Origin of the sequence: Paenibacillus caui (assembly GCF_019904135.1) — a bacterium.
Lineage (GTDB): Bacteria > Bacillota > Bacilli > Paenibacillales > Paenibacillaceae > Fontibacillus > Fontibacillus caui.
On the sequence record NZ_JAIOGQ010000022.1, the window covers coordinates 1 to 26,255 of the forward strand.

Below are 26,255 nucleotides of genomic sequence, written 5' to 3' on the forward strand. Positions count from 1 at the left end.
GACTTCCTCCATTCTGGGGTTTTTGGTTTGGTCACCGAAAAACTTCGCCAAATTGGGGTGAAGTCCCTTTTTTATGCCTGAAAATCCTTGTGGCTCAAGGGCTTATATTACTGCAAAATGCTCAAATAAATACAATGGAGTGAATTTCATAATTTGAGTATTTAGAAAATCAATGTGTTGATATATTGTGAAATGTCGATATAATAGCTGTATGAAGCCAATTGACCCAATTGAAGTTTTTAAGGCACTGTCTAATGAAGCGCGTCTTCAAATCTTAGAGTGGTTAAAAGATCCTAAAGCCCATTTTGGACCCCAGGAAGGAATTGATCTTATCGAGATTGGGGTATGTGTTAGTCAGATTACAGCAAAACTGAATATGACCCAATCAACAACATCTCAATATTTGTCTGTCTTACAGCGGGCGGGGCTTTTACATGCGACTCGACTGGGAAAATGGACATATTACAAAAGAGATGAAGAAGCCATAAAACAAATTGCTTCCTACATTCAGCAAGACCTTTAGTTAATAAAGACTGGATTCAAAACATTGAATTCAGTTTTTATATAAAAAACAAATCGATAATTCGAGATTTGTAACTGAATCTTTTTTTATTTTCACCTAAAAATCGACATATCTCGAATTGTATCAATGATGGTGGTGATATTTTTATCGATACTAACGGAGTTAATTAGGTAAGCGCAAGCCTAAATTCACCCTAACAAAAAGGAGCTGTTTCACATGTCCAACCATTCCACCCCTTCCGGCAGCGCCGCAACGCTCGTTATCGTTGCGCATCCGGATTTGGAGACGTCCCGGATTAACAAACGACTCACGGCCGAGCTTGAACGAAGAGGCAATGTTTCCGTTCACCGGCTGTACGAGACTTATCCGGACGAAAAGATCGACGTTGCGCGCGAGCAGGCGCTGTTGACGGCTCACGACCGTGTCGTGCTGCAATTTCCATTTTTCTGGTACAGCTCGCCTTCCTTGCTGAAGAAATGGATGGATGTAGTATTCGAGCTCGGCTGGGCTCACGGCAAAGGCGGCGATAAGCTGAAAGGCAAGGAGCTCCTCATAGCCATCTCTTCGGGAGGCGCTCAAAGCATGTACCAAGCCGGTGGCTTTCATAATTACTCTTACAGCGAGCTGCTGCGACCGTTCCAGCAGTCCGCTAACCTGACCGGAATGATCTACCGCCCGCCCTTTGTAGTGAGCGGAATTCGCGAAGTGAGCGATGAACAGCTGGAGAAGTATGCCGTGGATTACGCCGCCTATGTGGAGGGCCGTCCCTCCCTCTACGGCACAAAAGGTTAAGCGCAGCCGCATACACAGAAGACAACAACGCGCCAGCCCCTTCCTGTCGCGGGCAGCGGCCGGAAGGGGCTGGATTCGTCAATTTCACATTAGCAAAAATATTTCACTTCTTTCTTGCCAAGACACAAAGCGTATCATAATCTTCCGTATATGGATTACCGGAGAAGTTATTATAAAATTCCAGGTCAACAAATCCATATTTCAGTAAGAGGGAGCCTATTTCATCTCTGCTTATTGACGATTCGCCAGTCTATTGTAGTCGCAGAATTTTTTACCTGCAGCGTCGGTATCCTTTATCGCTTTAATCAATTTCTCTTCTGTGGGTACCCCTGGAACGTATGACCATTCTACTACACCGGCTGCTTTTTTAGCAATTTTCGCCAGATCACTTTCTGTTATTCCAATCTCTTTTAAAGTTATCGGTAAACCAATACTCTTATTAAACGACATGATTCTATCACGTTCTTCAATTTGATTATCATAGGTAAGTAAGCACAGTACACCAAAAGCTACTATTTCTCCATGTAAATACTTCTCACAAGCAGGTATCATAGAAGTACCATAATAGATACAATGGGCTATGGAACTATTATAGTAATAATTATCATTGGGATCTGGCTGCGCTTCATGTGTTGCAAAATTAGAGACAATACCTGTAGAAATAATAATGTCCAGGGCTACCTGTTCTAATTCAAAAGATGGAATATTATTCTTGCAATCTTCTAATGCTTTTTTTCCATATTCAATTAATGGATCAGTACAAATCTTCGCAATACAAACTCCCATTAAAGGAGTATGATACATAAACTTATCTCTGCTAGCAAATAATACCTCACACTCTTTCGAAAGAGCATCTCCAATACCAGCCCACAATAATTTTTCTGGAGAATTTGCAATAATTTTAGTATTAATAAACGTATGTAGGGAAGGAGCCTTCATATAGTAGTATTCCTTGAACGTCGCATCCGGATTATAAATGACTGAGACAGCGGTACTTGCGGCACAATTCGATGCTAATGTTGGGAAAGTGAAAAGTGGCTTGTCCTCCATATCAGCAAGTGTTTTTGCTGTATCACAGGCACGCCCTCCTCCTACTCCAAAAATGATATCAGCCGCCTGAACGCTCGGATTTTTTTTCAGCATCTCTATATTTTCATAGGTAGAATCTCCACCAAACCATATAAAATCAAGAATTTCCATATTAGAATCCAAAATTGCCTCTAATAAATCCTCTTTTACTTTTTCCATCGCAGTTTTACCGCCAATAACAACCGCTTTTTTTCCATATCTTCTTGTAATATATGGAATTTCTTTATAACAATCCACACCGACACTATAACTCGGCAAAAACATACTATAATTTGACATTTTAATCGACTACCTTTTCAAAAGTTTTTATGATTTCTTTGCTGAACTCCTGCGAAGCACCACTCCAGAATATTGTAGCACGCTTGCACTTTCGTTAATAGTAACTGTTCCTCCGAAATATCTCACCACACTAAAATAAAAATTGAATCAAAAACATATAGACGAGAGTACCGCTTGCAATGGACAAGAACATATTTCTCTTCCAAATATGGAGCAAAGCAACTAGAACAATTGAAATCAGTTCAGGCACTCCGTGGTTGCCGGATAAAAATTTGACATCTTTGATACTATAGACAACCAGTAACCCTAGAGCCGCAGAAGGCAATACTTTGCCGAGATATCGTATATAAGTTGGAGTAGGCCTGCCTGAAGGAAAAACAATAAATGGAATAAATCTTGTCATCATGGTTCCTAATACGACCATTCCAATCGTAATCATTCGCTCTAATAAAGTCATTGACATGTACGTTCACCTGTTTTCTTCTCTAGTTGCTTCCTCATCAAAGTGAGTACGAAGACAATGATGATCATGGAAGGGATGACAAAGTTGCCACTGTTAAAAATGAACAGACATAAAATGGAAAGTCCTAGACCCAATAACGCGCTGTGATGTGCTGTCTCTTTCATCCATTGTTCAATAAAGATGACAACAAATAGAGCCGTCATAACAAACTCAAGCCCTTCCATATTGACTTGCACCAGCGATCCAAAAAGCCCGCCAATTGAAGCTCCAAGCACCCAATAGCTATGATTAAGCAAGGTAACGAAGAGCATGAACCATCCTTTATTCACCCCATGCGGTATATTGGCCGTGTAATTAATGGAGAAAGATTCATCGCATAGACCAAAAATCAGATAAATCTTTTTTAGTCCGGTCCCCCTGTACTTTTCAAGCATGGATATCCCATAAAAAAGATGACGCGCGTTTACCATTAAAGTGAGGAACAGTGCACCTAATGGATTAAAAGCGCCAAGCAACAGATTGACAGCAACAAATTCCATCGAACCAGCAAAAATAAGCAGGCTCATAAGGAAGGTATACCCCGCACCAAAACCCGATACGTTCATAAAAATACCGTAAGCAATCCCCAAGAATAAAAAGCCAGCCAAAATGGGGATCGTCGAGGGAAAGGCCGCACGAAATGCCAATTGAAGTTCGTTTTTATTCATCATGGTTAGCTCGCATCTCCTCAGCTCGATTACTTTTCCATGCCATTTTAGCAGTGCAAATCCATACAATCAACGGTATAATTGTATGGATTACAATTTTTGTGAGGTACAATATGCCGATAAATTCCTTCACGGATTACCCCATGTCGTGGAAACCCGACAGAGACGCATTGAAACGTCCACTCTATCTTTCGCTCGCCTTATTACTGGAACATGACATTACAAACGGATTTTTAGCTCCCGGCACAAAGCTTCCGCCACAACGGGAGTTGGCCGATTTTCTAGATGTAAATTTCACGACCATTACACGTGCTTACAAACTATGCGAACTTAAAGGCTTAATTTATGCGGTTACAGGAAGCGGTACATTTGTTTCCCCCAACGCGGCACGCTCCATCACCATTTCAAAAGATAAAATTTCAAATGAATATATTGATCTTGGCCTTGTTGCCTCATTTGAGCAAACCAATACGATTGTTGCCGAGGCTGGGAAGACAGTGATGGAGAAAAAGTATTTGGAGCAGCTCTTTAATTACAATGATCCAACAGGCATTCCACATCAAAAAATAGCGGCACTTAATTGGATGAAGGCTTTTGGCATCCACGCGGACACAGAAAATATAGCCATCGTTTCTGGAGCACAGAATGCGCTCGCAATTACGTTGTTAGCTCTGTTTGAACCTGGAAACCGGATCGCAGTCGATATTTATACTTTCGCAAATTTTATTGAGATTTCGAAAATGTTTCGTATTAAGTTAGTTCCGATTCCCGGTGACGAGCACGGAATGCTCCCTGATGAGCTTGAAAATCAGTGCCTTCAATGGGATGTACATGGCGTTTTTTTGATGCCTTCTTGTTCTAATCCCACTACTGTCATGATTCCGGAAAACCGCAAAAAAGAACTAGCCGCTGTAATACGAAAGCATCATTTGATTTTAATTGAAGATGATATTCATGCCTTTCTGTCAGCTGGCATTATAGATGATTATGGTCAGCCTATGTATCAGCTTCTCCCGGAACAAACGGTTTATATCTGCAGTACCTCCAAGTCCATCTGTTCAGGCCTCCGGGTGGCATATATGGTGTTTAGCGATGCATTTAAAGAGAAGATTATGAAGGCAATTTTTAATGTTAACGTCAAGACCTCTTCATTGGATGCCGAGATCATAACCGAACTTATTTTATCGGGAAAAGCAAATGCCATTGTTGCGGAAAAAAAACAGCTGGCGCAATCTGCAAACCATTTATTTTCAGAGTTTTTCCCGCAGCCTCTCCATACTGGTCATCCGCTAAGCTTTTATAGATGGCTTCCCTTATCGGATAATGTTCATGCAACACGCATGGAGAGTTATTTCCTGAGCAAAGGTATTCGTGTTTATCACTCCGATCGCTTTTTAAGCGGGGCCAGTACACAGGACAATTATTTGAGAATCGCACTTTCGTCTACAAATTCTTTGGAGGAATTAAAAAGAGGGTTGGAGATCTTGGAAGAAACTCTCAAGCTTTAAACACGCACAGCGGCTCGATCATTTCGGATACACGCGCTAAACTGCCGACAGTGTAATGAGGCCTCCGGACGTTTCCAGGGACCTCGTTTTTTAAATGTTCAATAAGCTTCCCCTGCTTCTCCGCCGCCCAGGGAAGCCGTCCGGAATTCCGAAGGGGGCACGCTTTTGAATTTTTTGAACGTCCGGCTGAAGTATGAAAGGTCCTGATATCCGGTCGCCAGAGCGATTTCGGAAATGGTCATGGCCGTATTGCGGAGCAGGTATTCGGATTTGCCGATCCGGATCTGATTGACATATTCCGTTACGGTCCGCCCTGTCAGCTCGCTGAATAAGCGGCTGAAATGAAAGCGGCTGAGTCCGGCCATACGCGAAAGCTCGCTGACCGAGAGAACCTGCAAATAATGTTCCTCGATATAATCGAAGATCGGGGCGAACCGCTCGAGATTTTTCCGCCGGCTGTTGTCGCTGGACAGCGAAACTGTTTCGGCTACATAGCTTCGGACCAGAATCGTAAGCAGACGGTACATATACGATTTGACGGACAGCTCATAGCCCAGCTGCCTTCCCGCAAACTCCGAAATGATCGCATCCATGCATGCATTCAGCTCCAGGTCATCCGATATCCGGTTTTGGAACAAAATCCGGTTTTGCGTAATCGGTGCGATAAATTTAATTTCCAGCGCATCCGGGGACGGGCTTTGGAGGAGGGACATATCGGCGATGAGCGCATAATATTCCAAATCGCCGGACATGCAGACGCCCTGGTGCAGGTCGTTGCTGTTCAGCACGATCACATCTCCTTTTCGGACCTGATGCGCATCGGAGTTGCATTCGATCACCGCCTCTCCCCTTGTGAAATAGAGCAGTTCCAGATGCTCGTGCCAATGAAAAGGAAAGATCGTGCGCCCGATCTCGGAATACCGGCATGTGTGAAGCTTGACCGGAAAATAAGGGTCCGGCATGTCCATCGGTTCCCGCAATGCGGCGGGTCTGTTCATGTTCATTCCTCCAGGTACCGCACATTTGTTCAAACAATCAGCAAGGCTCTGCATAGCTTTATTAGGCGAAAACGATAAAATACAGGGTAAGAATGTTCAAACGAAGGGAGCAATTAACGAATGAGCACTGTAAATATCGGCGTAATCGGCACAGGCAGCATTTCGGAGTTCCACCTGAAGCCCTACGCGAGTCATCCGGACGCCAGAGTATATGCCGTCTGCGACCTGAACGAGGAGCGGGCCAAAGCGGCCGGAGCCGCCTACGGGGCCGAAAAGGTCTATACCGATTACCGTGAACTGCTGGCAGACAGCGTGATCGACGCCGTCAGCATCTGTACATGGAACAATACGCATGCGGAGATCAGCATTGCAGCGCTTCACGCCGGCAAGCATGTTCTGGTCGAAAAACCGCTCTGCAAAACGGTCGAAGACGCGCTGCGCGTTCAAGAAGCTGTAAAAGCCACCGGCAAAATCCTTCAGGTCGGCTTCGTCCGCCGCTACGATCCCAATGCGCAAATGCTCCGCGGATTCGCCGATGCCGGCGAGTTCGGCGAATTTTATTACGCCAAAGCTTCCTATATCCGACGGCACGGCAATCCGGGAGGCTGGTTCAGCGATATAGAACGTTCAGGCGGAGGTCCGCTGATCGACCTTGGCGTGCATGTCATCGACCTGTGCTGGTACATGATGGGCCGCCCCAAGGTCAAATCCGTCAGCGGCAACACATACCGCAAGCTGGGCAACCGCGCCAACGTTCACAACCTGTCCCGCTACATGGCCGCAGATTACGATGCGGCCAAAAATGATGTCGAAGATATGGCCAACGCCCTCATCCGGTTCGTAAACGGCGCAACGCTGATGGTGGACGTAAGCTTCACCCTGCACGCCAAGCAGGACGAAGGGATCGTGAAGCTGTATGGCGACAAGGGGGGCCTTGAACTCGACCCGCAAGTGACCATCGTCACGGAGAAGCATAATACGATATTGAATGTCCAGCCGCAGACCGACAGCTCCGGGTTCCAATTTGAAAAAGCGTTCCAAAGCGAAATCGCGCATTTCATCGACTGCGTGCAAAATAACAAGCAGCCGCTCAGTCCGGTGGAGGACGGAGTCGAGATTATGAAAATTTTGAATGCCGTTTACGAATCCGCTGCAGAGGGGAAGGAGATCTACCTATGAAAATCGGATTAAGCACCTACAGCCTTTTCGCAGCCCTGAATTCCGGCGAAATGTCGGTCGCAGACGTCATCGATTACACGGCCAAGCTGGGCGGGCAGCATATCGAAATTGTCCCGCTGGGCTACAGCCTGACGGACAATCCCGAACTCATCGAGACGATCCGGAGCAAAACGGCCGAACACGGCATGGACATTTCCAACTATGCGATCGGAGCCAATTTTCTGACCGATGACGAGGAAGCCTACGAGCTTGAAATCGAACGCGTCAAAGGAGAAGTCGATATTGCGGCAAAGCTTCGCGTATCCCTGATGCGCCATGACGTAGCCTCTCCTTCCGACGTGTCGATCGGTCATTTCAACGCCAAGCTGAAGCGGCTGGCCGAAGCCTGCCGCCGGGTCGCCCGCTATGCAGCCGGGTTCGGCATTACCACCAGCGTTGAGAATCATGGTTATTTCATTCAGAACAGCGATCGCGTTCAGGCGCTCGTTCAAGCGGTAGGCGAACCGAATTTCAAGACGACGCTGGATATCGGCAACTTCATGTGCGCCGACGAAAACCCCGTCGCCGCGGTCAAAAACAATCTGCCATACGCCTCCATCATTCATATCAAGGACTTTTATTTGCGCCCTTCCTACCTGAATCCCGGCGAAGGCTGGTTCAGAACGACCGTCGGCAATTATCTGCGCGGCGCCATCGTCGGACACGGGGACATCGACATTCGCGAAGTCCTGCGGATCATTAAGGCTTCCGGTTACGACGGCTATCTGTCGCTCGAATTTGAAGGGATGGAGCCCTGCCGGACCGGAGCGAGAATCGGCCTCGACAATATTCGCCGCATTTGGGATGAGGTTTAAACGCGCAGTCACGCTCCCCATTACAATCGCTTCGCTTCCACCCTTGCTTCAAAGACAAAAGCAGTCCAAAGCCGCCCGGCTTCGGACTGCTTTTGTCGTGGTTCGTTACAGAATCCCTGTTTCCATCGCGCGGCAAATGAGCTGGGAGAACAGGCTGTTGCACTATGGACGCCGCCGGATCTCCCGCCTTCTCCGCCGAGCGGCGACCACCGTCAAGGCTTTATTTATGGCTCCTACTGACCGCGGTAGCGCTTGATGAACTGCACTGCCTGAAGGATGTCGGCCTCCGGAGAATCGCCAACCTCCCTTTCCACCGTCAAATAACCGGTGTAGCCGATGTCCTGCAGCGCAGCGAAATAGGCGTCAAAGTCAACGGTGCCTTCGCCGACAGGAACCTCGCGGAACCCAGCGCCTCTTTCGGCTATGACAGCGATTTGCTCATGGTCGAGCTTGCCGTACACTTCGTGAGGGTCCACCTCGCGCAGGCGGATGCCGTCCTTCACATGGGTATGTACGATGTAATCCCGGAGCGTATACACCCCCTGCACCGGATCATCGCCGGTGACCATGACCATGTTGGCAGGGTCAAAGTTGACCGCCACCCCTTTCGTGGTCAGCGAATCGAGGAATGACTTCAGCAGCGCAGCCGGCTCCGGTCCGGTCTCAATCGCAAAATATCCGCCAATGGACGCCGCATAGGATGCCAGCTCGTTGCAGGCCTCCTGCAGGATGGCATATGTCGGATCGGCGGGTTCTTCCGGTACGATGCCGATATGCGTCGTTACGATATTCGTGCCGAGATCAAGCGCCAAATCGAGCGCGCGCTTCGATTTCTCGATTTTCCAGCCGTTTTCCGCCGAATCCTTGAAGCCGTTCCCGCCATAATCCGCGCACAGCGCAGAAATCGCAAGCCCCAGGTCCTGAACGTATGCCTTCAGTTCTTTCCTCGCCTGTGGCGATAAATTTGCCGGATCCATCTCGCCTTTGATCGCCCAAATCTGAACGCCGTCAGCCCCGATTTCTTTCGCCTTTTGCAAGCCTTGACGAACGCCCAGCCCGAAGCTGTCCGAAATAACGCCGATTTTATTGGAAAATGCCACTAATATCACCCTTTCGTCATTTTGAAATCATCACGGCTATCCTTATTGCTGTTTCCATTTTATGATGCGCGCAACAAATTCAGCCATTGATTATTAATGGCTCTGCCTGGCGGCAACCTTAACCTGCTCCGGCCGGTAAACGGAAAGCAGCTTTCCTTGCCTGTCCGCCGCAAACATCACCGTCCGTTCCCGTTCAAGATCAAACGAATAAACGGCTCCGGTTTGCGGATCACGAATCTGGATTGGAGCGTCGCCGCCGTATTCCGAGATGAAGATGAACAGGCTGCCTTCCCGGAAGGACAGCTTGCGCCCATATACTCCGGGCAAATCCCCGCCTGCCGCCCACTCCAGCTCCGCCTTGGCCCCGGCAGTCCGCATCACCTCCGCGTACATGGCCATAACCGGCTCCGAGCGTTCGTTCAGCTCAAGCGGGAGCGGACACCAGATGAACCGGCCGGCTCCGAGCGGAATCGTCACCGGCGCTTCGGCAGGCCTGCGCCCCGGAAATCGGTCCATGGCGAGCGTACCGATTTTGCTTCCCCCGAACGAAACCGGGTAGCGGCGATCCCCAAGCTCCAGCAGCTCCTCGCGCAGCACGTTGCCGTGCACCGTTTCGGGAAGCTCCTGCTTAAGCCGGCCGTTAGCCTGCCCCCAATACGGGTCAGTCCGGAGCGGACCACTCCACAGCACCGTGCTGCCGCTTGCGGCGAGCTTCAGCAGCCGCTCAAACGCCTCATCCGAAAAATTGTGCGCGCTCGGCACGATGATCAGCTTCGCCGGATGCCGCTCCAGCGCCTCCAGATGATACTCTCCGACGCCCCTTGGATGAACATTCAGCCCGTACGCGAGAACGCGGGCAGCGCGTGTTGTCGCTTCGTAAGCCAGCTTCTGGCTTGAAAAATCGTTCGAATACGGATAAACGACGGCCACATCCTCCAGCTTCCGGTCTTCGAACAGCGGGGCCGTTTCGCCGATGAAGCGTCCGAAATCGTAAGATACGTCGGCTTCCGGCTTCTGCGTCCCATCCGCCCGCAGCGCGCCGATATTCGACTCGTTGGCGTTGTCCATGAAGTAGTTGATGTTCCAGATCCACTGCATCGCGCCCGCGCCGCCCGTCGAGAACGCGTACGCGTATTTGCGTTCGAGGATATTGCGGAGCTCCTCCTCGGTGCGCTTTGCGATGCCGTCCGGCCGCTGCACATGCATGATGCCCGTCTCTTGAATGAGGTTCGGTTTGTCCGGTGTCTTCGTGAAGATGCCGTCCCAGGCCAGATCGTCCATCTGCCACCAGGAATGCACGGTCGTATAATCCACCGCAGGCGCATAGAAGAACGGAGACGGCCGCTGCGCGCAGATGCCCTCGTCCTGTCCCACAGTCACCAGCTGCCGCGGATCGGAACGGCGGATCGTGCCGATCAGCTCGGAGGCCCAGCGGTTGTGCATGTCCATGCTGAACAGCGCAAAATCGAGCAGAGGGCCCCGTTTCTTCGGCTGCAGTACGCTTTGGAACGCGGTATCGTCCGGATCCGGCGGCTGGGCCGCTTCAAAGGACGGAAGCTGGGCGGGCGTCATATTCCAGCGCTCCTGAAGCAGCGCGATGTCTCCGTCATGGCGCTCCCGCAGCCAGGCCGCCCAGGCTTCGCGTTCGAACCGGTCCTGAAGCCTTGACGGAGCTTCAAAAATACGCTTCGGGTCAAACAGCGAAGGCTCGTTGATCAGGTCCCAATGGACGTTGGTCGTTCCCTTCTGCCGGGTAACGATGGAAGCGACAAACCGTTTCTGCGCTTCAACCGCGCGCGGATCCAGGTAAGGATTGACGCCCTCCCAGGCCTCGGGCGCAAAGGAGAAAAACGTAAACGTCACCTCAAGCTCATGCCGCTTGGCGGTCAGCACAAACGCATCGATTGCCCGCATCACGTCTTCAGCGGCATGGCCGTCCGCGAACATAATCATCCGGTAGCCGGTCCAAATGCCGGTCCGGATCAGGTTGATGCCGGCCCGCTTCATTTCGGCCATATCCCGGTCCCAGCGCTCCACGTTCGGCAGCTGCAAAAATTTGCGCGATACGTCCGAGGTCATATAGGTCATCCCGACGATCGGAACGGGCTTGGCGGCCCTCATGAAATAATCCCGCCCCGCTTCAAGCGGCTCGCCGCTTTGCAGCAGCTGCCGGTCCATCCCCCACAGCGCCTGGGTCAAAATCCGGCGTTCTCCCCTATCCGAGCGGGCGTCGCAGACGATCCGGTACAAGCCGGGCTCCACCTGAACGGGCACTGGAATCCGGAGCTGCTGCAGGTCCGGATGCTCCGCTCCCGCTTCCACCGTCAACTGCGTTTTCCACAAGGCCTGCCGCTCCCCGTCTTTACGGACTTCGAGGTCAAAGCTCCAATGCCTGCTCGTCTCGGAAGTACGGGCCAGGCACTGGAGCTGCAGCGTCACAAGCGGCTGTTCCCCCGGCTCGTAAGAAGCGTAACCCGGCTTCAGCCACATTTCCGTTACGCCCGCCCCTGCGAATAAAGCCAGCTCCTTCAAGGCATCCGAGCCCCGGTCATTCCAGAACTGCCTCCCAATCTGCTGATTGACGAGAATCCAGCGCCCGCCTGCATAGCTTCCTTTATGCTGCTCCAGCATGACAACCGGAGCGCAGCGCTCGCGTCCGTCTTTGTCGACGCCGATGAGCAGCGGATAAATGACGGCATCCATCGGGCCGCATGCCCCCAACTCTTCCGGGATGTCGCTTGATTTGGTCGGATGCAGCGTAAGTCCCCACGTCGGCTCGAGGCCAAACAGCGATTCCTTGCCGCTCAGCAGCGGAAATTCGGAGGAAGCCTTTAAATGGCGGACTTTCGAGACGTCAACGGCAAGCGCGTCATGAATATCCATAATCTGATGATAGGCGAGCTGCTCCCTTTCGATCCGCAAGCCGCTTTTCTCCTTCCGAACAGGCTCACGGAACGGTACGCCTCCGGCATGCAAAAGCCCGCCGCCTCCTTCCAGATGGGCCTGAATCGAAGGCCAGGCTTCTTTCGGAAAATACGGTCCGTGCAAATGGACGAGCACGTCCCATTTCTGTTCGGAGAGCGTCTTTGCCAGATGGTCCGCATCGGTCAGGGTTGCCCAAGCAGCCAGTTCCTTTAGTCTGTCCGCGGACGGCCTTTCTCCCGGATAAGGAAACGCGCTGTCGTAAAACAAAACAATGTTCATCCGCCGCCTCACCTTTCAACAAACGTTTTTGTTATTTTCGTTATGTTGTGATATGATACCGTTATTAAAGTCAGTTTACTTGGTTCCCCTTGGATCGTCAATTCCTCAAAAAGGGGCAATTTCGGCGGTTTAGACGGCTAATTTTCCGTTCATGCCCCGCTGGAAGCATCCGGACGCCCTTTTCGTCCGGATTGATGATGTTATTTTTCACCGGCTGGCTATAGCTATTAAAAATAACGGGCGGTGCGCTGCCCATCAGGAGAAGAAATATGGCGCGAAAAGTTTCGATCCAATACTTGGCAGACCAGCTTGGTCTGTCCAAATACGCGGTTTCCAGAGCCCTCAGCGGCAAACCCGGAGTCAGTGAGGCGACTCGGGCACGGGTTGTGGACCTGGCCCGGACTTTGGGCTATCGGCGGCAGCAGACGGCCGTGACCGGCACTAGGGAAGCGAAGGCTTCCCCGCAGTTCGTTCTGATCTGCATGAATCAATTGAATCAGCTGAATGCGAGCTACTGGCAGCGTGTGCTGGCCGGGATCATTGCAGGCTGCAGCGAGCGGGGATGGCATCATATCATTCTGTCGCCCGGCACCCGCGACAGCGGCAAGGCGACGACGCCTGAGGAGGCGATTGCGCCGCATCTGGATTGGCGCGGCTGCATCGGCATTATCGTGATTGGCTCATTTTCGTATCCAACCCTGCACACGCTGGCGGATACAGGCAAGCCACTCGTGCTCGTCGACCACCGCGAACCGCTGCTCGTTTGCGACAAAATCAACCATGACAATCTGGAAGCGGGCATCGCCATTTGCCGGCATATGCTTGCAGCCAAGTGCCGCCGCATCGGTTTTATAGGAGACGAAGGACGGACTCCGAGCTTTGCCGAGCGCCGGATCGGAGTTCGAATCGGAGTGGAACGTTTTGGAACGCCGGATACCCGGCTTTTGGAATGGGAAGTTCCTTACGAGGAAGGAGGATGGACGGACGCTCTGGCGGACCGTCTCCTGCAAATTCCCGAAGCAGAGCGTCCGGAAGCCTGGATCGGAGCCAATGACGACATTGCCTTACAATGGATGCGGAAGCTTCAGGAGCTTGGGGTCGATATTCCGGGGCAATGCCGAATTGGCGGCATCGACAACATTTATGCCGCCGCCCAGTCAACGCCGCTGCTTACGACGGTGAACCTGGGCAAAGAGGAGCTCGGTGAGCGCGCGGTTGAATCCTTGCAGCGACGGATTGAACGGCCCGGCTCGTCAACTGAAACGGTGCTGCTCGCCTCGACGCTGATTCCCCGGGATTCCGCTTGAAGCTACCAACGGATTTCCTCTCCTTTTTCCGCCGATGCGTAGATGCCGGTTAACATTTTCATCACTTCCACGCCGTCCTGAACCGGGCTGAGCGGCTGCTTTCTTTGGCGAATGCACTCGATGAAGTGGTCGATTTCATTTTTTGTTATGTTCGTTATTTTGTAGTATGAACTAGTTATTGACGACAGTTTACTTTTTTCCTTTTCTAGCGTCAAAATGGAATCGGCATATAGTCCCATTCATTTGAATGGGGCGTAGCCAAATCCGCATTAAACCTTCACATCCTAGACCATCAATAGTTCGCGGACAGCCGCTTTGTCCCCACTTTTAATTCCAGTGCGAGACCCGCGCTGCCATTATAAGTATCGACCTGTTTGTAAATATATTCGATCTGGAGCTGCTCCCTGTATCCCGTATCCGGGTGCATCACATCCGGTTTCGAAACATTGCGGGCATCTTTAAACATGGACATCATTTGCTCGGCCGTCCGATAGCTCAGAGCTTTGTCGGAGACGGATGTGAACTTGCCCGGCGAGGAGGACATCAAATTCCGCATTGATTGAATCCAAGGGTCTTCTTCTATGGAGATCGTTTGGGAAGAACTGCTGGCCTTAGGATGCCTGGCAGGCTGCCCCGATTGATTATTAATGGCAATCAGAACCGCTGCAACGTGTTTGCAATAATAATAAAAGCTGCTAAAGGCGGGGCAATTGCAATCCGCTTCAATATCCCCGAAATCATCAATGTCCACCGTTACCTTGTACGTGGCTCCGCCTTTCACTTTGGCTTTGTAATGCATCGTTTCCTCGTCGGAATCAAGCCAGGTCACGCGTCCGGCACGAAAGTAGTCTTTGCCCCTATTATAGGAAGTAGCTCCACATATGGTTTTAATATTGAATATTATCACCCGATTGCACCACTCTAACTGTTTTTTGCACCACTGAATATCATAAAATGCACCACCAAAAACCATAAATTACACCAGATTGATATGTGAACCTGACGGAATCATGAATTTCGTCAGGTTCTTTCTGCATTCTAGCTCTTGTTAAATCAAAGCAATCTAAGCAAAAATAAATGTATTTGATTATTTTGCATAAGTTCACTTTACTTTTGTAAAAAGTGAGTTTATAATTTGATTCAAGAGGTGATGGTCGTGAAGAAAGATTTTGGTGATTCGATATCAAATAAGGTTTATGAATATCGTGTACTTGCCAGAATGTCTCAGCAAGAATTAGCAGAGAAAGTCGGGGTTTCCAAACAAACCATCTTCGTAATGGAAAAAGGAAATTATGTTCCGACTCTGCTGTTAGCTTTTCGAATTGCCGAATTTTTTAATGTTGATGTAAACAATATTTTTACTTATGTGAAAGGAAATGATCAAAATGAAAATTAAGTTTATCTCAGATATCCATGACGCAATTTTTTACCCTTTAAAGTCCTGGGCTGAACAATCTCCGGGAAATTGGAATATTCTCATTGGTAGCGGTTTTGTATTGCTTTTAGTCGGAGGGATTCTAACATACGTATTTCAAAAAAAAATGGGTAAAGCTGATGAAAGAACAATGCAAATATCTTTAAAAAGTGCCCTCATTATGTTATGTGTAGTAATTTTGTGCGACATGATTTTCCCGAAAGAATATATGTGGCAAATTTTCTTCTTATTTAAATATTCTCTTGCATTCCTCGCTTCAGGAATCTATCTAGCTGTTCGATATAAAAAAGATTTTTTTAACTAAAGAACTAAACAGGAGGATTGGGAAATGCTTGTAAATTCAATTACTAAGAAATACGCTGGCAAAAGTACCCTGATGAAGATTATAACGCAAACCATTCAAACCTATGATGGATCAGTTGCAGACAATCATCAGGTAGGGTACTTGATCGAGGAACCAAAGCTATTCAGTAATAAGACGGGATTATTCCACTTAACTTATTTTTCAGGAATTTACGGAAACACCTTCAAACTTAATGAATACGAGGGGCTCTTACGGAACCTGCAATTATTCGATGTGTTGAATAAAAAGGTGAAGGAATATTCTTTAGGAATGCGGCAAAAAAGTGTACACAAGCAGCAAGTATACTTCAACCCTCTTTGGTTACAAAAAAAGAGACGACTCTGAAAAAGTCGTCGTCTTATAAACGAGCTATCAATAAATATATCAGCTTCAAAGGTTTCATTGAGAACCTCGTAATTCTAGTTTAAACCGAAAGACCTATCATGACCAGAGACGAGAAATGCATAGCTTTCAAGCTCTACAAAACCAAAGCCCTTTCCTGTCCCCTGCTCCTCTTCAAACTTTGCCTGCAGCTCATTCAAATGTCCCTGCTCGATGATTTGCCCCTTGTCGATGACAATGATGTCATCATAAAGCGGCAGCGTTTGTTTGAACAGCTTGTGCGTTATACCTGAAATTTTCTCGCCAGCAATGCGTATTTCCTGAAACTATTTCTCGATTTTAAGGTAGCCGTGAGTTATAATATTTGTAATTTATTCCGATCAGAAAAGGGTGATTTATGTGAGCGCTGTTTCAACCTCAATTCCGCGCCCTCTTGTCAGAACGAATCAATGGGTCATTGTTCTGTCTGTGCTCCTGACCTGGGTCAGCGGGGCATACTGGATTTTGGCCGTTCCTCTTGCGTCAGGATTGCTGGGTGTGTTCTTTAACTTTAATCCCGTTATGCGTATCGCCAAACTGTTTCTCCGTAAAAGTCCGGCTTCCTATGTTCAGGAGGATCGCGGACAGCAGCGGTTTAATCAACTGCTTGCCGTCCTGTTCCTGCTCGTTGCCCTGATCGGCTACACCTTCGGGTTAACCGTTCTTGCTTACGTCTTCTCGGCCATGGTATTCCTGGCAGCCTTCATAGCGATTCTGGGCTTCTGCGTCGGCTGCTTTATCCTGTACCAATGGTCGCAGTATAAATACAGAAGAAGATCGCGGGCCTAAAACCCGTTCCATCAAGCGCCCCTTTTAGCGGAGCGCTTGATTTCATTTAGAGAAGAATGGCATCCTCTCCCCTTCACCTTCAGGGTCACCGGGCGGCTCTCCGCGGTTTTGCCGAGAAGAACCACTGCCAGCAGAGCAGCCGGCACCGACCTGATAGGCGGATTTCCGATCTATATCCTTCGGTTTCACGGGACGAACCTTCATCCCGGCAGTCTGTTCCTCTACGACGCCTATCAGCAGATCGTTACGTAACGTCCGTACAATTACCGTTTTCAAACCGCGGGATAATCCCTGCTGCTTCTCACGCAGTGCATATATTACGCTTCCAACGATACCTTTTCTTGCTGCTTTACTAAAGAGGCTTTCTTCCACCGGCCCGATAGGTAGTAGAGGCTTGAAGAAACAAACGCGCCCGCCTGTACGATGCCGATCGCCGCAAACACGCCAGTGGTCCGATTGCCGAAGAGATGCGGGATGATCAGCAAACCTAATATCACCAAAGCATACATGTTGATTATAGTGAGCCGGAAGCTCCCCTTGCTGTCCCCGGAGCCGGCAGCCACAAAAATAAAAATAAAAGAAAGCAGGTTTAAAGCCCAAGGGATAGAGTTGAATAATAGATATTCCGCAATCCGCGCGACTTGTGACGGTTCCGTCGCCAATGCGGGGCTGATCCAGTTGCGGCCCAGCATGATGATGGCGGCAATGCCAAATCCGTAACCGAAGAGAATCAGAAAGATTTTCTTCACAAAATCCTGGATTTCTTTATATTGTTGGCCTCCTATATATGCAGCAACTACCGGAATGAGCGAACCGGCAAAATTTTGGGCAAGGATCCCGAATAGAATAAATGTATAAGAAGCTATGGAATACGCATTAAAGGCTTCCGACGGATAATAGGACAGAATAAGCATATAAATGAACGCCGACACGTTATAGGTTAAGCCGTTAAAAATTTGCGAGGCGATAAAGCCCTTTTTCTCAAGCAGCAGTCCGTATTCGAGCCTCCAGGTCATGTGCAGCCTCGACAACCCCATCGCCAAATAATCCTTACAAAAAATCTTCCAAAGCATAAAGACCGAACAGCAAACATTGGCCAGCACGGTTCCCAGCGCCGCGCCATAAATGAACGGAAGACCCCGCCGCTCAAAATAGAGGATCAGCAGCGGAGTGGCGATGATATTGATGACGGCCGTCAAGACGAGGCCCTGATATATAACTTTCAGCTTCTGAAAGTATCTCGGTATGACCAGCAGCAGGTTATTTAAAGAGATAAAGACGTAACCCCATAGGAAGGCTGTAAGATAATTTTGTAAATAGGCGGTGGTTGAGGAATTCACGCCATAAATTTTCACAAGAAATGGCAATAAAATTTGCCCGAGTGCTGTAAGAATAAGACCCGCATAAAGTGTAAATGAAAATACGCATTTTACTGCCTTCCTTGCCTCATCCATCTTGTTAGCCCCCAAATTCTGACTAACATAAATGAGGAGGGAAGAGATGACGGCGGTAGACACTGATTCGATCAGCAAGACCAGCGAGCCGGATATCCGGACCGCCGCTATAGCGTCTGAATCCCCATTTAGTACATTGATCCAGATAAAATCTATCCATATGAGAATCAGATCGAAAATACCAATTAACGCTACGGGGAGCGAAAATTTTAAGATTTTTGAGAAAGAGGTATTCACCTTGTTTGCTTCAGCTGTCATTATTCAAAGCCTCCCGAAATAACCAAATAATATGGGGTGTAGGATGCACTGTCTACCTTCATCAGTTTTTCCACTTCGTCAATGTTAAAACTTTTGATTGGTCTGCAATACCGTTCACGGGATGCGTATTTTAAACAAATAGACTGGGTCAAATAGCCCAAAGCAAGAATCAATGGGGTTAAATGATCGTCGGATAAGTTGGTGTGATTTAGATAGAAAAAGACATAAAATGATACACCATAAAAGTTAATATACGGATAGATCTGATTTAGCTGCTTATAATCCACGGTACCTGTGTCTGACGTTGTTCGATAATGAAAATTTCCCATTCCATCATTAACACCACATACAGCACTTACTCCAGACCTGATTTCAGGATGAAATAATACACCCAGCTCCGAGATCCTATGTTCAATGAAATCGTTCAGCTCATCAAAATTCACGGCCTTTATACCCGTTTGAGTTATTCGATATTGGTAAGGACCGCTGTTTCTAAGCAAACAGGATTCCATAAAGGCATCAAACTTAGAGCTGTTTATGAGACCGGAGTTTTTTTCTTCCAATCTCAATAGTAGATTATGGCCGTTGCTTTCAAGCTTATATACGAAGCCACCATAGAGGGCCAAGGTCGTGATATTGTACAAGAGATGACCAATTTCCAGCAAAAATAAAGATTTTTTTATATGGTTGTAATATTCGGGATATTTATCTTCAAAATCAATGGCTATATCTCCTTCGGATGTTTTGAGCTTACTGTTTCTGTAGACCAAATATTCCCCGGATATATCATCCTTGGTCAAATACTTATGGTCTCCGAGTGAAATAAAAACCTTAACAGGATAGAGACTTCGTGGAGAAGGATAACTTTTATGTAGTTTATAATGCGTTTTTAAATTCACCCTGATATAGTCGTTTAGAGATAATATCAATTGATATAGCTCGTGATAATTCTCCTCCTTAAACTGCTGGCAATCATCGGGTTGAAAATTCATCAATCCGGATTTAAGACATTGTTTTTCATCAGGTAACCCGTAATTGGTTGACAGTTCTCCTATGTAATCTCTAATCGTATACATTTTTACCTCCTTTATGCTAATGGGTGGATATTTCGCTCCTTCATTTTCGCGTCATTTAATTGATGGTACGGTCTAATGTACGAGGAAGTAAAATCAAGCGGTACAGCTCCCAAGAGCAGTGCCTTCGTACAAAATAATGAAAAGGATTTTAGAAAAGGATTCGTCTGATCAACAATAAGAAGATCATCATATTCTTTTTTCGAACGATTAACGACCTCATTGAGTTCATTTTTTAAATCGACACTCCGAAACGAAAGACCCAGTAACTTGCTAATGATAATAACATCTGTATTTTGTATTCTTTTTTCGATTAATGGTTTACTCGTTAATGATAGAAAGTAATGCATATGATCTATGACATTTCTGATTTCCTGAAGTTGCTCGGCCAGTTTGATCTCTTTCTCAAGGTCTTCCTTTTTTTTGTTGCAATAATAAATAAAGGAGCGGTGGGCCTCGAAAAAAGCGGCTTGTACAGCATGCTCGATATGAAGGTGACATCCTAGCCCGGTGATGGAATAAAAGCCGTTGTTGGTCTGATTTGTGATCAAGCACCAAACCGCACAAATGTTCATTTTATTTTCCAGATAATAGAATTTAATGTTATAACCGAGTTCATCAAAATACATTTCTACTGCTTCCATAGGGGGGCTTAATTCAATATCGAATTTTATTTCTTTAAGCGGACTACCATAAAACCAGCACTTCATAAACAGATCTCTTTCCATAGCCTCATACAAGGAATAAAGGATTGCCTCGACATAAGAATTGCCTATTGCGCAACCGTTAGAACTCTCGTAGACAAACCGGTTAAGTATATCTTCCTTTAAGTATTGCGACATTTGCTCTGGCACCAGCCGGTTAATGCCTGACTGTAAAGAGCATGCATTCACCCATTCCATTTGAATGGTAGGAGAATACTGAACTATCGGCGGCTTCGGTGCATCGTACAAGCCGAATGATGCTGGGTCAACGGCCCGGCTCCTGACTTCTTCATAGCTTGCGCAAATGGTCCCTTGAAGCTTAAAACTCGCGGCGAATCGCTCTAAGTATTCGAAAAGTGCTTTACGGGAAGCATCCTTAAAATCCAACCCAAATCCAAACCCCTGAATTTCGAATCTTCTCCGGTTAGTTATAACCGCCTCTCCCTGCCTGTGTTCTTGAACGTACCCTCCATGGTAAAACATTAAAATATGTTCCAACTCTTCAAAGTAAATTTCGGACTTTACGCGCTTGTCATGAAGACTTTCTTTGAGGGTGTGCATTTGCTCGTATTGAATCAGGAATTGTATTTCTGTCGTTGTAATGGTTATCTGCCGATACCGGTTCCGGTTCAGAAGAAAATAAAGCAAATGCCGCTTAATGTCCAAAATATTTCGGTGAAAAAAAGTAGCGTAGGCCGAAGAATGATCCTTGGAGGATTGATCCGTCATGATGAATTGGGAGGGCATGCGGGAATAAATAATGTAAGCTTCAGCTTCTTTGATGCCCTCTGTATCAAAATCCTCCTGAAATACGTCTTTAATGATCGCTCTGCAGCAATGACCGTATAAGTTAAGAGCCATGTTTAACAGCCTCTTTTCCTTTATAAACGTGATTGTAAAATAAAGTGATCAGCAGTGAACTGCCGCAATATTTGAAATTATCCGATTCCAGCGAGAAATGGGTTCCCTCCATCTTTTTCTTGGATTCCAAGTTGTACAAACGCACTTTTTCCTTAAAATAAAGATTTATATATTTAACGATGAACGAATCTTTCTCCAGTTCGAATAACCCTCCATTTCTTCCTTCTATATGAATATTGTGATATTCACCCGACTGTTTCATTAAATATAACAGGTTTCGAACGGCGTCCTCCTGATCAAAGCCAAAGGAATGATACACATTGCCCGACAACCCTTCGGAAAATTCAACAAAATAAAGCGGGAAGAACAGTTCGCGGTCTATATGGAGAACGTTCCCTGTCAATTGAGTTTCGCATAACACACTGCTTAGAAAATGATGTTCATCAATACCGCAAAGAGATAATGCGTTCATATCGTTGGTATAAATAGTCAAGTTTACTTTGAAAATTTCATCTTCCAGATGTTCAAATGCTTCGTATTGATCTAAAAAAACATAAGCCGCATATCGATAATAATTGGGCTCAATCCGTTCTCTTGCGTATTCATTTGGATGAAGGTCGATTTTCGAACGAGAAATATACATCGAATCTCTTCCGACCACTACATAGAGATCCTGTTCCGAAGAAGAGGACGGTTGGAGATTAAGAATACAAGGTCCATCTAAAATGAATTCACCATAAGGAGTTAGCTCCCGCTCAAGACACTCTAGAAAATCTGCTGGGCCGTATAATTTTCTAAAAGGCAAGGCCACTTTCCCTAGTTTGTTTGTTTCCCCTTCCAAATTCACAATTCCTTTATCCTTAAACACTTCAAACAGTTTGGACTCGAAAGGGGAAAGATCATTTAAGCTGTCTGCGTTGTTCTTCAATTTCTCAATGAAACGATAAACTGCCAACCTCTCTTTATCGTTAACTTTCAATTTCAAATTAATCTTTTGGGTAGTAATGAAAAAGCTTGATGGGATATCAACGATGTGCAAGGTGGGATCTAATCTTATCTTCATTCGGCTACCTCCAAGATGGGATCATTGAATTTCAAACAGCTAAGAAAATAATTCATATAAAATTTATCGATCGGTTTGACGTTCATTAGAACAAGCTTCTCATAAAGCACATTCAATACCCATTTATTAGTACAGAGTACCTTATCCTTTAGAACCATCTTCAAATTTTCTTCAGAGCCAAAAACTTGAACGTGCCGGTCGCTATATCGATGCATTTGCGGTTCAATATCGCGATCGAACTGTCTTGGAGAGAAGAAATTGAGCTTCTCATCGTCTACTTGGTTGCTTATCCGATGATACATATTTATTAAATGATTTAAAAATGCAGAGTCAGGCTGCTTGGCCCCTCTTTCCAAATGAAAATGCTCGACATCTCGAAGGTATTTTTCCTTGAATCTCTTTTTGATTTTGATTTGATCCGTGCTGCTCAATGAATTTAATAAACCGATGTAGTGCGAAAGGTGGGAAATATAACCGTTTGATATTAAATTAGCAGCGGGATTCAAGACTTTCTCCGGGAGAAAATTCACGAATGGATAGATGAATAAAATAATATCCATGATTCGATTTTGGGAGAAATACCGGTCTTTAAAGAACAGATCAAAAATATGATGAAGGTCGAGATATAATTCTAATTGAGCATCATTTTCAAAAATAAAGAGGTCGTTTCGTCGATTAATCCGTATTTCATTCTGGTAAATCTGCTTCAGACAATCCTTCTTATTCGAGGCTTTCTCGACTCTTCCGTATTTTTCACGGAACTCATCAGCGTCATAAACCGGGGAAGGATGAAGCTTTTGTACCTGTTCAAGCTCTTGATACAGCTCGGCAGCCTGCTCTTGCGTCATCATGCCTAGAAATTGAATATGGTATCCGTTCTCCCATCCCTTTCGGATAACCGCCAAATTCCTGGTTATTACGCGATCAATTTCATCCTTTAGCACCGGTAAATGCTGCTCATCCGCATAGTAATTCATTTCAAACAATTCAACCATGCTTCTGTTCTCCCGACAAATTCATTTTGGGTTTCACGTTATAATAGACGTAGCTTGCATATTCATAAATTTCATGCTCCAATTTCAAGTCAATGCCAATGAATCGATTCAATGTCATATGCAGCATACTTTTTAAAATGTATCTCGATCGGCCTTCTTCAAAATGGTTCAGCACGTTAAGCACGTAGCTTCTTTGCTTCATTCGTTTAGGGGTAGATACGGGTATTAATTGGGTATAAAGGCGTTGCGCTTCTTCGCCGAGTTCATAAAAAACGGATCTGTGCTTCTTGTAATTGCGAGTGTGCTTCTTCCCATTATGCTTTACGATCTGATCCAGAAAATTTTTGCCTGATTCGTATTCTTCAAACATATCGTTGATCGTATACAGGCATAGAATTATCCCAATCTCCCGGGGTGACCTATGGTTAAAGAAGCCCGATAGGGAGATTTCATATAACAGCTTTGTTTCTTCGCAGAATAATTCGTAGGCCCATTTTGCGAACTCCGCTCCTCCGTAGCGTTCCGTTTCCGGAAAAAAAACATTTTCATTGAATGTCACTAGCATCTTCTTGTTCATTTGCAATTTTAAAAATTCCTTAAACTCCAGAAGTCCCTTGTGATCGGCCTTGAATCTTAGTCTTAAATGCTCGTGGCGATCTATATAAGTCACCGCAAAGCAGTGTTCGATCCCTTTCCCATATAAAAAATCCAGACAAGAGAGAAGAGTCGGTATTCTCTTTCCCTCTCTATAATAGACGCTTAGCATACACCAAGAGTGATCCGGAAGTTCCTCCTGCACAGGTGCCTGAACATGCGGGCTCGAAGCATTCTTTGATGGTGAAGGCAAAACACTTAAGACATAATCAAAAATATATTCGGTAGGGGACTTATTTTCTATTTCAAGAGCTTCTATCAAACTAAGAAAGGACTGTCCGCGTAATCTGGCTTGTTTGAGTTCGTTCACGAGGAGCTTTAAACCTAAAGCTGTTCTGGTATAGATCGGCAACGTTTTATCTCCATTTAGAACATGCACGGCTTCTGCCACGTTAAATGCTTTTATGAAATCATCCACGTATTCTTCTTCCGACATTTTGCCCTCTTGGAGAGTCCATTCCATCTCGTCCATCACAATATTCCAGCGCTTAGGAGACAAAATAAGATTGTTGTATTCGATCCTGGGAATGAATTCCCAATTATTCATGCCTTCAAAGTAAAAATTCCGGGGAGTGAAAGACAGGTAGCGTCCAAACTCCGATAAGAAGATAACAACCGGGAGCTCAATGAAGTTCCGGTAATACAGCAGATGGGTATTAACAGGAAGCACCTTTCTTCCCAGCTTGCGACTCCTTAAATAAAATCCATCATCATCGATGCCCGCATATAGATCGCTCAATTCAATAGAGGTGCCATGCTCGTTCGGCGGAACATTTATGCATATTTGATAGTCTGCTCGATGATAAGTAATGCCGATATCCGCATAATTCTGAGGAATAACATTCAATTCTGCACGGATATACTGATCATCCTCAAACTCAGGGTATTCAATTGGGATAGAATCTGAGAAGCGTCCCGTAAAAGATCCATGCGTATTTCCAAACGAGTTCTCCGATAGAAAAAATTTGGTTTGACCTTCTTCCTCGACAAGACAAAATTTCACATCAAACCCGTTGTTCGTGTTTCGATGAAATGAACGTGGAGCTAAAATCTCGGTTATATTCCGAATACGTCTATGATCCAGCTTAATGCTTGTCTGATGATGCAATAATGCTCTATGAACCAGATTAGCCATATAATGATCCAATTTCCCGGTTTGCTCGTCTTCCGTGCTTTTCATTTGGGGAAGCCCTATACCGAAATCTTTGTCCAACAGTTCTAGCAGCGGAACTTCCCGAAAATAACCATATTTTTGGGCAAAACGGTTAATATATTCTGACCATATTTTAGATTGAGGATATGAAAATACTCTCAAGAAATCGATATCTTGTACAAATTGGTTTAGCACTTCGTTATCCAAAGGAGGAGCATCATTTTCAATATATAAATCAACCGTTATATAATTTTTAGCTTTATGGATAAGCTCCATCTTCTCTTTAATTAAAAAAAAACAATTGGAGCCTTTACCAACCGGCAATTCCTCGTAAGCTTTTATACTAGCGGCAATTTCGTTTAATTGGTTCCTGAATCTTTCATTTACAAAAGAAGTACATCGGCTTACAAATGAATAGAACTCATTCATTTCCGAATTTGCTATAGAGCCAGGTCTTAATTCGGTATATAAAATGTCTTCGTTTAGGAGCCTTTTTATTGAACGCATTATGGAATCGGCTAAATGGGGCTCGCCTTTGGAAAAGCCTCTTACGATTTCACTTATTTTTCGTGGTTGTTCTAAAAAATGAAGCAAGCTTACAATGAACCCTGTTTTCTTCAATTCTGCTTTTCTTATTTCATTGTTCTGCAAGATATCAACATTAAAATATTCCTCCGTTTCCTTGATCGCTGAGTTCTTATACAGCAATAAAGGCGAGGATGCCGGCAACTCTTGTTCCGCAATTTTGGCGACTTGATAGCTCCACTGAACAGATACCCTAACCTGCTTGTATGTACCTTCTCTCTTACTGCTTGAAATGCCTGAAAATAAACCGAATGGAGAAGGACGCGATGCACTCCGGAGGTAGTATTTGATCAGTTTGAACATTTTGTAATCCGTTAGATCCTGATTCTCATCGCTTATCCGCAGCAAGTCGCGATATAAAGTCTCGCTTGCAATTCGTATTCTCTCCATAAACGCTTCATCGGATATCATATTTTGTACGGTTGGTTTCAAGTCTTTATAATCCATCATGAACAAACGTTCTATTTTGTCTTTAGGATAGATCGTCCTTCTGACCATATAATG

General features: G+C 46.1%; 26 protein-coding genes. 12 read left to right on the plus strand and 14 right to left on the minus strand.

Translation table 11 applies throughout. The features are described from left to right. Positions 1-220: 220 nt before the first annotated feature. Positions 221-523, plus strand: coding sequence for an ArsR/SmtB family transcription factor (locus tag K7397_RS13745; RefSeq protein WP_223068578.1), 303 nt, complete (start codon positions 221-223; stop codon positions 521-523). A gap of 216 nt (positions 524-739) precedes the next feature. Beyond that, positions 740-1,315 (plus strand): NAD(P)H-dependent oxidoreductase, encoded by a 576-nt coding sequence (locus K7397_RS13750; protein ID WP_223068518.1) that lies wholly within the window; start codon positions 740-742, stop codon positions 1,313-1,315. 231 nt (positions 1,316-1,546) lie between these two features. Here the strand turns inward: K7397_RS13750 and K7397_RS13755 are convergent, their stop codons facing one another. The 3 genes from K7397_RS13755 to azlC all read right to left on the minus strand — a co-directional run bounded on the left by K7397_RS13755 (position 1,547) and on the right by azlC (position 3,856). Then, positions 1,547-2,683, minus strand: a complete 1,137-nt coding sequence (locus K7397_RS13755) for an iron-containing alcohol dehydrogenase family protein (protein ID WP_223068519.1) — start codon at positions 2,681-2,683, stop codon at positions 1,547-1,549. A 130-nt stretch (positions 2,684-2,813) separates the two neighbouring features. After that, positions 2,814-3,146 (minus strand): branched-chain amino acid transporter permease, encoded by a 333-nt coding sequence (locus K7397_RS13760; RefSeq protein ID WP_223068520.1) that lies wholly within the window; start codon positions 3,144-3,146, stop codon positions 2,814-2,816. Then, the gene (azlC, locus tag K7397_RS13765; protein WP_223068521.1) at positions 3,137-3,856 is read right to left on the minus strand and encodes an azaleucine resistance protein AzlC; all 720 of its coding nucleotides are present in this window, start codon (positions 3,854-3,856) and stop codon (positions 3,137-3,139) included. Before azlC ends, K7397_RS13760 begins: the two co-directional genes overlap by 10 nt. Positions 3,857-3,966: 110 nt before the next feature. Between azlC and K7397_RS13770 the strand changes: the two genes are divergently transcribed. Next, complete coding sequence (locus K7397_RS13770) at positions 3,967-5,361, plus strand: aminotransferase-like domain-containing protein (protein ID WP_223068579.1); 1,395 nt, start codon at positions 3,967-3,969, stop codon at positions 5,359-5,361. A 98-nt stretch (positions 5,362-5,459) separates the two neighbouring features. Here the strand turns inward: K7397_RS13770 and K7397_RS13775 are convergent, their stop codons facing one another. Next, positions 5,460-6,359, minus strand: coding sequence for an AraC family transcriptional regulator (locus K7397_RS13775; protein ID WP_223068522.1), 900 nt, complete (start codon positions 6,357-6,359; stop codon positions 5,460-5,462). A 120-nt stretch (positions 6,360-6,479) separates the two neighbouring features. Between K7397_RS13775 and K7397_RS13780 the strand changes: the two genes are divergently transcribed. Both K7397_RS13780 and K7397_RS13785 read left to right on the plus strand, forming a co-directional pair. Beyond that, positions 6,480-7,538 carry a Gfo/Idh/MocA family protein gene (locus K7397_RS13780; protein ID WP_223068523.1) on the plus strand — a complete coding sequence of 353 codons (1,059 nt, stop codon included), beginning with the start codon at positions 6,480-6,482 and terminating at the stop codon, positions 7,536-7,538. Beyond that, positions 7,535-8,392, plus strand: coding sequence for a sugar phosphate isomerase/epimerase family protein (locus K7397_RS13785; RefSeq protein ID WP_223068524.1), 858 nt, complete (start codon positions 7,535-7,537; stop codon positions 8,390-8,392). The genes K7397_RS13780 and K7397_RS13785 overlap by 4 nt, the downstream gene beginning before the upstream one ends. A 233-nt stretch (positions 8,393-8,625) precedes the next feature. Here the strand turns inward: K7397_RS13785 and K7397_RS13790 are convergent, their stop codons facing one another. Together K7397_RS13790 and K7397_RS13795 are read right to left on the minus strand one after the other, a co-directional pair. Beyond that, a complete protein-coding gene (locus tag K7397_RS13790; protein WP_223068525.1) occupies positions 8,626-9,492 on the minus strand; it encodes a sugar phosphate isomerase/epimerase family protein in 867 nt (288 codons plus the stop codon). A 93-nt stretch (positions 9,493-9,585) separates the two neighbouring features. Further along, positions 9,586-12,696 carry a beta-galactosidase gene (locus K7397_RS13795; protein WP_223068526.1) on the minus strand — a complete coding sequence of 1,037 codons (3,111 nt, stop codon included), beginning with the start codon at positions 12,694-12,696 and terminating at the stop codon, positions 9,586-9,588. 269 nt (positions 12,697-12,965) lie between these two features. On the opposite strand from K7397_RS13795, the gene K7397_RS13800 reads away from it, so the two are divergent. Further along, positions 12,966-14,003: a LacI family DNA-binding transcriptional regulator gene (locus tag K7397_RS13800; RefSeq protein WP_223068527.1), complete on the plus strand. Its 1,038-nt coding sequence runs from the start codon at positions 12,966-12,968 to the stop codon at positions 14,001-14,003. A 2-nt stretch (positions 14,004-14,005) separates the two neighbouring features. Here K7397_RS13800 and K7397_RS22045 read toward each other — a convergent pair whose 3' ends face one another. Together K7397_RS22045 and K7397_RS13805 are read right to left on the minus strand one after the other, a co-directional pair. Next, positions 14,006-14,242, minus strand: a complete 237-nt coding sequence (locus tag K7397_RS22045) for a Gfo/Idh/MocA family oxidoreductase (RefSeq protein WP_337926734.1) — start codon at positions 14,240-14,242, stop codon at positions 14,006-14,008. Between the two features lie 53 nt (positions 14,243-14,295). Continuing rightward, positions 14,296-14,802 (minus strand): SWIM zinc finger family protein, encoded by a 507-nt coding sequence (locus K7397_RS13805; RefSeq protein ID WP_223068528.1) that lies wholly within the window; start codon positions 14,800-14,802, stop codon positions 14,296-14,298. A 351-nt stretch (positions 14,803-15,153) separates the two neighbouring features. Between K7397_RS13805 and K7397_RS13810 the strand changes: the two genes are divergently transcribed. The 6 genes from K7397_RS13810 (at position 15,154) to K7397_RS13835 (ending at position 17,203) form a co-directional block, all read left to right on the plus strand. Next, the gene (locus K7397_RS13810) at positions 15,154-15,399 is read left to right on the plus strand and encodes a helix-turn-helix transcriptional regulator (RefSeq protein ID WP_223068580.1); all 246 of its coding nucleotides are present in this window, start codon (positions 15,154-15,156) and stop codon (positions 15,397-15,399) included. Next, positions 15,389-15,742, plus strand: coding sequence for a DUF2178 domain-containing protein (locus K7397_RS13815; RefSeq protein ID WP_223068529.1), 354 nt, complete (start codon positions 15,389-15,391; stop codon positions 15,740-15,742). Before K7397_RS13810 ends, K7397_RS13815 begins: the two co-directional genes overlap by 11 nt. Before the next feature lie 24 nt (positions 15,743-15,766). Further along, complete coding sequence (locus K7397_RS13820; RefSeq protein WP_237690917.1) at positions 15,767-16,126, plus strand: ATP-binding cassette domain-containing protein; 360 nt, start codon at positions 15,767-15,769, stop codon at positions 16,124-16,126. A gap of 98 nt (positions 16,127-16,224) precedes the next feature. Then, complete coding sequence (locus K7397_RS13825; RefSeq protein WP_223068530.1) at positions 16,225-16,416, plus strand: hypothetical protein; 192 nt, start codon at positions 16,225-16,227, stop codon at positions 16,414-16,416. A gap of 106 nt (positions 16,417-16,522) precedes the next feature. Next, positions 16,523-16,951: a DUF4395 domain-containing protein gene (locus K7397_RS13830; protein WP_223068531.1), complete on the plus strand. Its 429-nt coding sequence runs from the start codon at positions 16,523-16,525 to the stop codon at positions 16,949-16,951. Between the two features lie 108 nt (positions 16,952-17,059). Beyond that, on the plus strand, positions 17,060-17,203 hold the full coding sequence (locus K7397_RS13835) for a hypothetical protein (RefSeq protein WP_223068532.1): 144 nt from the start codon (positions 17,060-17,062) through the stop codon (positions 17,201-17,203). 65 nt (positions 17,204-17,268) lie between these two features. On the opposite strand, the gene K7397_RS13840 is transcribed toward K7397_RS13835, so the two are convergent. The 6 genes from K7397_RS13840 to K7397_RS13865 are packed head-to-tail and all read right to left on the minus strand — an operon-like array spanning position 17,269 to position 26,201. Further along, positions 17,269-18,663, minus strand: coding sequence for an MATE family efflux transporter (locus tag K7397_RS13840; RefSeq protein WP_223068533.1), 1,395 nt, complete (start codon positions 18,661-18,663; stop codon positions 17,269-17,271). Beyond that, complete coding sequence (locus K7397_RS13845) at positions 18,663-19,739, minus strand: hypothetical protein (protein WP_223068534.1); 1,077 nt, start codon at positions 19,737-19,739, stop codon at positions 18,663-18,665. The genes K7397_RS13840 and K7397_RS13845 overlap by 1 nt, the downstream gene beginning before the upstream one ends. A gap of 11 nt (positions 19,740-19,750) precedes the next feature. Next, a complete protein-coding gene (locus K7397_RS13850) occupies positions 19,751-21,301 on the minus strand; it encodes a YcaO-like family protein (protein WP_223068535.1) in 1,551 nt (516 codons plus the stop codon). Further along, positions 21,291-22,364, minus strand: coding sequence for a hypothetical protein (locus K7397_RS13855; RefSeq protein ID WP_223068536.1), 1,074 nt, complete (start codon positions 22,362-22,364; stop codon positions 21,291-21,293). The genes K7397_RS13850 and K7397_RS13855 overlap by 11 nt, the downstream gene beginning before the upstream one ends. Further along, positions 22,361-23,359, minus strand: a complete 999-nt coding sequence (locus tag K7397_RS13860; RefSeq protein WP_223068537.1) for a hypothetical protein — start codon at positions 23,357-23,359, stop codon at positions 22,361-22,363. The genes K7397_RS13855 and K7397_RS13860 overlap by 4 nt, the downstream gene beginning before the upstream one ends. Further along, entirely contained in the window at positions 23,352-26,201 is a 2,850-nt protein-coding gene (locus tag K7397_RS13865; protein ID WP_223068538.1) for a thiopeptide-type bacteriocin biosynthesis protein, read from the minus strand. The genes K7397_RS13860 and K7397_RS13865 overlap by 8 nt, the downstream gene beginning before the upstream one ends. Positions 26,202-26,255 lie beyond the last annotated feature (54 nt).